At 53.4% G+C, this 6225-nt stretch carries 6 protein-coding genes; all 6 read right to left on the bottom strand.

The features are described 5' to 3' along the window. Window positions 1–181: 181 nt before the first annotated feature. The 6 genes from KUC_RS18870 to qhpR all read right to left on the bottom strand — a co-directional run bounded on the left by KUC_RS18870 (window position 182) and on the right by qhpR (window position 5896). Window positions 182–370: a hypothetical protein gene (locus KUC_RS18870; RefSeq protein ID WP_007114861.1), complete on the bottom strand. Its 189-nt coding sequence runs from the start codon at window positions 368–370 to the stop codon at window positions 182–184. A gap of 15 nt (window positions 371–385) precedes the next feature. Continuing rightward, window positions 386–1741 carry an ammonium transporter gene (locus KUC_RS18865; RefSeq protein WP_007114860.1) on the bottom strand — a complete coding sequence of 452 codons (1356 nt, stop codon included), beginning with the start codon at window positions 1739–1741 and terminating at the stop codon, window positions 386–388. A gap of 10 nt (window positions 1742–1751) precedes the next feature. Continuing rightward, window positions 1752–2486 carry a type 1 glutamine amidotransferase gene (locus KUC_RS19160; RefSeq protein WP_007114859.1) on the bottom strand — a complete coding sequence of 245 codons (735 nt, stop codon included), beginning with the start codon at window positions 2484–2486 and terminating at the stop codon, window positions 1752–1754. Beyond that, window positions 2486–3346, bottom strand: a complete 861-nt coding sequence (locus tag KUC_RS18855; RefSeq protein ID WP_040481784.1) for a phytanoyl-CoA dioxygenase family protein — start codon at window positions 3344–3346, stop codon at window positions 2486–2488. Before KUC_RS18855 ends, KUC_RS19160 begins: the two co-directional genes overlap by 1 nt. 59 nt (window positions 3347–3405) lie before the next feature. Continuing rightward, window positions 3406–4788, bottom strand: a complete 1383-nt coding sequence (gene glnT / locus KUC_RS18850) for a type III glutamate--ammonia ligase (protein ID WP_244264849.1) — start codon at window positions 4786–4788, stop codon at window positions 3406–3408. A 124-nt stretch (window positions 4789–4912) separates the two neighbouring features. After that, window positions 4913–5896 (bottom strand): AraC-like transcriptional regulator QhpR, encoded by a 984-nt coding sequence (gene qhpR / locus KUC_RS18845; RefSeq protein WP_167538003.1) that lies wholly within the window; start codon window positions 5894–5896, stop codon window positions 4913–4915. Window positions 5897–6225: the final 329 nt, after the last annotated feature.

Here is a 6225-nt window from a genome sequence, read left to right as displayed (position 1 = left end):
GCGTTGCACGACGTGATAAGCGTGAGCTGGTGTGAAGTAGTTAATAACAGTTCAAGGTGGTAGCTAAGCAGCACTAGGGCCTATTGACACTTCACCGTGGTCGCGGAGGAATCGTCAACAGGCCTTAGTAGTGTAGAAGCATAGTTTGTTATGCCAAAAGTCGCTCCTCCCAAGCGGACACCTAGGTTGTCTTTTTCACCTCCTCATTAAGATGTTCGGCAAATGCTTCGTCTTCGTGCCGTTTTATTGAGGCGACCAGGCCAACACACATCAAGGCCAATATGAAGGCGAGTATTATCAACACTATCAGCTTGTCGGCGAACATAAAGTAGGCAGCGACTTCATCCCAGCTGTTGAATGATGTACCCATTGCTCATCTCCTGTTTTAAGCACTACCCAATTTATTGGGAACTTCGCTCTGTACCGTGGCAGGCACGTTGGCCTCTGGGTAGGACTTGGCAATCAATTCAACCTCATCGATACCCAGGTCTTCCACTTTTTCAGGCACCCGCAGCAGGTTGAGCTTTTTGAGCGCTAAAGAGACCCCGTAACCTGGAACGAAGCCAACCAATGCCATCACGACTGATGCGATCATTTGGCCGCTGAGTGAAATAGGCGGATAGCCATTCGCGTTCGGTGTACCACTTGCAAATACACCTACCAGGATCAACGCCGCCACGCCTGCGAAACCATGCACGGCAACAGCACCCACGGCATCATCGATACCTCGACGTTCCAGTAACTGAGCAAACTTGACCGCCATCACGCCGACACCTGCCGCCACGATGAAGGCCAACGCCGGATCATAAAGATCGAGGCCCGCCGCAACAGAAATGATACCCACCAGCCCCCCAGACATCGTCCAAAACGGGTCTCGAGTCGCAAAATAGCAACCAACAATGCCACCAGCGAAGCCCATCAAGGTATTGAAGGCAAACGCCGAGAGATTGGTTGGTGTGTTGTAGATGGTCGTCCAGCCAATGTCACCGGTATTGAAAATGATGCATCCCCCCAGGAAGCCAAAGAAACCAAAAATGATCATCATCAGGCCGATCAGTGTCATTGGCAGACTATGGGGCGCTATCGTCTGAGCGATGCCATTAATAAACTTACCCCGACGTGGCCCAAGGTTGATAAGCACCCCCAACGTAAAGAATCCGGCTACCGCATGAACGACACCAGAGGCCCCCACATCGTGATAGCCAAGTTTGGCCAGCATCCACCCGTCCGGGTGCCATCCCCAGGCTGCGCCCAATATCCATACGATCCCACCCACCAAAACGGTGAGAATCAGGAAAGCACTCACCCGGATTCGCTCTATTACCGCGCCGGACAGGATGGAACCGGACGTTGCACCAAAAAGTGCAAACGCTGCCCAGAATACACCCGTCCCCATTTCATCCAGGTTCGGCCCCATACTGGCCGACCAGGGCAATGCTGCGGATACCGACACGGGTATCAAGCCCCCTGGGAAGGAAAGGTAGACCCACCATCCCACCAGATAGAACACGGGTATAATCATCGCGAGGGCAAGAATGTTTTTAACCCCTGCTGCCAGCGCATTCTTACTACGCGACGCGCCCATCTCATAGGCAAGAAAACCTGCATGGATCATTAGCATTAGCGCCGTACACCACCAGTAGAACACCTCCATATTCATCGACTGATGCATCTCAATAATCGCTTGTTGCGCGTCAAGGGAAGCCTGCAGGCTCTCAAGTGTTAGCGTTTCAGTGCCCATAGGGCTCTCCTTACACCGCTAGGGTGTCAATAAGTTTCAGCCAACGGCGCACCACGGTGCTAGCAAACGCAGTTTGCGCCACTTGATACTGCTTAAAGCCGTTTTTCGCCTCGGCCATCATGTCTATGATTAGATCCTGGTCGTGAGTGGGGTTATCAATCAGTTCTCGCCGGTTCCAGGTATCGACTATCTGCGAGGTCACCTCAAAGTGGCATTGGAACGCATAGATTCTGTCCCCCAAGCGATAGGCCTGGTGCTTGACCGACTTTCCGTACATTAAAAGAGTGGCGTCTTCTGGCAATTCGAAGGTGTCCGAGTGCATCTCAAAAAGGATTGATTGGGGCGGCAAACCATCCAGGAGCGGATCATTGAGACCCGCCTCAGTCAGCGCCAGTGGTGTGAAGCCATATTCCAGAAACCCCTGAGGCTTTACGTTGGCGCCAAAGGCATAGGCAATCGCCTGACAGCCGAGGCAGGAACCCAGAATCGGCTTCCCAGACGCAGCAAAACGGTGGATCAATCCTGCCAGCTCATTGAAGTAGTCTTGTAGGCGTGGATCGTGAACACTCACTTCTCCACCAAAGACAATCAAGGCATCGTAGTCATCAATGTCATGTGGTAAGTGGTCGCCGCAACGTCGGTAGAACCAGTGCAAACGACCACCGCACTCCGCCACCACCTCACCGATTCGGCCGGACTCGGCGGGGCCCTCCATCCCGCCGGCCATGATGGCAACAATGTTCATTACACAATTCCTTTGGCTAGATACTCGTCCAGCCCCGGCGTTCGGTAACCATCTTTACGGTAGGTGATCGGGAAATAGCTTTCATCGACCTCATTAGATCCGAACTTCTTGTACTTGCCGTAGATCGGCCCGTTACCGACAGTCATCAGCTCGGGGTTGAACTCGATATCATGCTGGAAGAAGTGCGCTGCCAGCGCCCTGCGAGGCACCGCTGCCTGGTTAATGCGTGAGCCATGCCATAACCAGCCATCATGAAAGGCACCACCGCCTGGCGGCACCACTACCGGCACCAGCTCCAGTTCAAGCCCATGAGTCTCGGCCCATTCGCGAACCTCTTTAAGGTCATCTTCTGGGCCGTGGAACTGCATGATTGGCTTGGCTTCACCCCACTTGTGCGACCCCTTGATATACACCAGGGTACCGCCATCAGATGTCGTTTTATCCAGCGCCACCCAGCAGCTAACCAATGCGGGATTGTTGATCCAGAGTGAGTACATACTGTCTTGATGGAAGCCGATAGAGCGACCTTTAACAGGTTTCCAGAGCAGGTTGTCGATCATCAGGCGGCTTCCCTCCCAGCCACCCAATTGCGCGCAGGCTCGACCCAGGTTCTCGGATAGGATGTGTCGCGCAACGCTCAGATCCGACTTCCAGGCATTACAAATCTGTTTGGTATAAGGCGGGTCACCGACCGGCAGGTTTACTTCATCCGGCTTTATGCCGGTTTGATAGGTGCCGTCAAAAACGCCGGCAAAGTTTTCTAAAATGTCAGCGGCAGCTTCAGGCTCAATAATTTTATCGACGATTAAAAAGCCGTCTTGGCGAAATTGTGCAATTTGTTCTTGAGTGAGTTCGAGCATGGTCACGTATCCTTATCAATAGAATCAGCAAAGCGAGTTGAGCCAGTTGGCAGGTTGAATCAGTAGAAGGTGAGATAACGGTTGATTTCCCATTCGGAAACGGCACGGTGATACGCATTCCACTCTTGGCGTTTCAGGCCAAGGAAGCTAGCGACTAGGCGTTCGCCAAGGGCGTCAGTGAGTATGCTGTCCGCTTCCAGCGCCTTCAGGGCTTCATTCAGGTTTTCAGGTAGGCGAGCAACCTCTAGCTCATCAACCTGCTTGGGGCTCAGGTCGTAGAAATTGACCGAATGGGCACTGGGCGCTTGCAACTCGCGGTCGATGCCGTCAAGGCCTGCCGCGATAATGGCAGCAGTCGCCAGATAGGGATTCATGCTGCTGTCGCCGATACGCACCTCAATGCGTCCGTAAGGAATACGCACCATGGCGGAGCGGTTGTTGTCGCCATAGGCGATAAAGACCGGCGCCCAACTCGGGCTTTGTGGCGTCCCGGTGATCAGCCGTTTGTAGGAATTCACCGACGGGCAGAGAAGCGCGGTCAGTGCCGAGGCATGCTCGATGATACCGGCGATAAACTGATAAGCCGTTTTCGACAGCCCCATCCCGCTTGGATCCCTGGCATCGTGGAATAGATAATTGCCTTCGTCATCCACCAGTGAGCAGTGCACATGCATGCCATTGCCCGTGGTCGTCGCTGACAGCTTGGGCAGGAAGCTGCAAATAGCGCCTAGGTTATTAGCTACCTCTTTGGCGGCCATCTTGAAAAACTGCATGCTATCAGCGGACTTCAGCGCCTCGTCGTACTTGAAGTTAAGTTCGAACTGTCCGTTGGCATCTTCATGGTCGATCTGGTAAACGTCCAATCCGATCACTGTCAGCGCATCGTATAAGCCTTCAAGAAAAGCGGCGTTGCGGGTAATCCCCTGGTAGTCATAGGTGGGTTTGTCGAGGGTGTCGGTAGAATCGAAAGGTACAACCCTGCCCTCGCTGTCCTTCTTAAGGAGGTAGAACTCTGGCTCCAGCCCGGTCATGAAGCGCAGTCCCCGCTCCTTTAGGCGCATGGTTTGTTTCGCCAGCACATTGCGCGGGTCCAGCGGATAGGGCGTTCCCCCGACCATACCGGTGCCTCGCACACAGGCATAACCAGGCAGCCAGGGCAGCAACGTCAGGGTCGCGAGATCAGCCACTACCATGAACTCTGGATCATTGGGTTGCATATCGAAGCCCAGAATCGCGCCACCGGCAAAACCGGCACCGCCCTCTGACACATCGCGGAGACAATGAACCGGAACCGACTTGCTTTTGATGCCGCCGTGCAAGTCAACAAACTGAACAAGGATATATTTGACGGTATGACACTTAAGGAAGATATGGGCTTCCTCCAGCGCATTCTCGTCAGGGCATACCCATACGGAGGGCAAAACGTTAGGCATTTGAGTCATGATTCCCATCCTTTAATGTTGGACGGTCTCAGTGTCTCAGGGAGGATGGGGAAAGGCGTTGTGCGTGGAAACGGAAGTTTTGTGATTTGGCGCCATTCCGATGGCACCCGGCATCAACAGCAGCCTACTGCATACGCCAATCACTCGGACTCACATCTTTCCAGCGCATGAAGGCATGGGTGAACGCGCTGACGTCAGAGTAACCCAAGCGGTAGGCGATCTCGGACACACTAAGGCGCTCATAATTCAGGTAGCAGACAGCCAGCTCTTCGCGTACCTCATCGACCAGACGCTTGAATGATTGCTTCTCGGCCGCCAACTGCCGCTGCAACGTACGAGAGGAGAGGTTTAGCCGCCGGGCGACGTGATCCAAACTGGCCTCACCGTCGGGCAGGAGTGCGATAATTTCGCTCTTGGCTCGCTGCACGGTGGTCAATGTCTGCTCAACCAATCCGGCAAGTTCACGGATGGAGCCGAGGGTCACATTATTCAACATCTGGTGGGCATCCGGCATGGGCAGGTCAAGACACGACTCTCGGAACAGGATCACGTTGCGTTCCTGATGAAAGCGAATATCACAGTGGAATGCTTGACGATGCTGCTGGGCGTCCACCAGGGCGGGGTGTTGGAAATGAACTTCAAGAGGGGATCCATGCGTCCCCATGGCCCGTTTCAGCACATTGTTTAGCATCCCCAGAGTCAGTTCGGCATCTTGCCGACGATCCATGATCTCACCGTCGAGTAACCGATATTCCAACTGACAGATGCCCTCTTTCACCTCCATCTGAAGCAGGCTATTGCGCTGGAATATAGGAAAATATTCCTGCATGCCCTCAATAGCCGAACGAAGATCCGGCGATGTCATCGCATGGAATCCGAACAACCCCAACCCTTCCGGCTCGAATTGCTCGCCGAACCATAGTCCAAAGTGCTCGTTGCCAGTGGACAGTGCCGCCTCGTGCATGGAATTTATATAGTGCTTCAGGGAAATATGGCGATTCGGACTTTGGTAGAGCCTTGATGTTAAGCCAGCGCGCGATAGCACCTCGGCACTGTGCCCACCCTGCTCATCGATGAACTCTTCTAACCCCATCGTTACGGACGCCAAAACACTCGATGGAACGGTGCCTCTGGAAAATCTCTGTCTAGCGAGATCCATAGTGCAAGCCTCATATTTGTTGTAAACACGGGTGAACAAATTGAAACCTGCATAAAACAGACCAAACCTGCGCGCAGGCCCAAAAATAGGCTTAGCACGTCACTGCTGTTTGAATGGCGTCAAGAACGATGCTCTGGAAAGGTGCAATCTTCGATCTGCTTGCTAACAAAAGAGGCAACCTAGTCTATCCCCAGGTTCTTGCGGGCGCAGAGTTGCAATAATTGTCGACGCACCAGCCAAACTAAAGGAAAGCACATGCAAACCTTTATATTGGCGTT

This window comes from Vreelandella boliviensis LC1 (genome assembly GCF_000236035.1).
GTDB classification, from domain to species: Bacteria; Pseudomonadota; Gammaproteobacteria; order Pseudomonadales; family Halomonadaceae; genus Vreelandella; species Vreelandella boliviensis.
Note: the sequence above shows the minus strand (reverse complement) of the source record. Positions and strands in the feature narration are given on the sequence as shown.

Bases quoted from the DNA above. Each gene is read 5' to 3' on its own strand.
- glnT (WP_244264849.1), bottom strand. From the start codon at position 4,788: ATGACTCAAATGCCTAACGTTTTGCCCTCCGTATGGGTATGCCCTGAC.
- KUC_RS18855 (WP_040481784.1), bottom strand. From the start codon at position 3,346: ATGCTCGAACTCACTCAAGAACAAATTGCACAATTTCGCCAAGACGGC.
- KUC_RS18870 (WP_007114861.1), bottom strand. From the start codon at position 370: ATGGGTACATCATTCAACAGCTGGGATGAAGTCGCTGCCTACTTTATG.
- KUC_RS18865 (WP_007114860.1), bottom strand. From the start codon at position 1,741: ATGGGCACTGAAACGCTAACACTTGAGAGCCTGCAGGCTTCCCTTGAC.
- KUC_RS19160 (WP_007114859.1), bottom strand. From the start codon at position 2,486: ATGAACATTGTTGCCATCATGGCCGGCGGGATGGAGGGCCCCGCCGAG.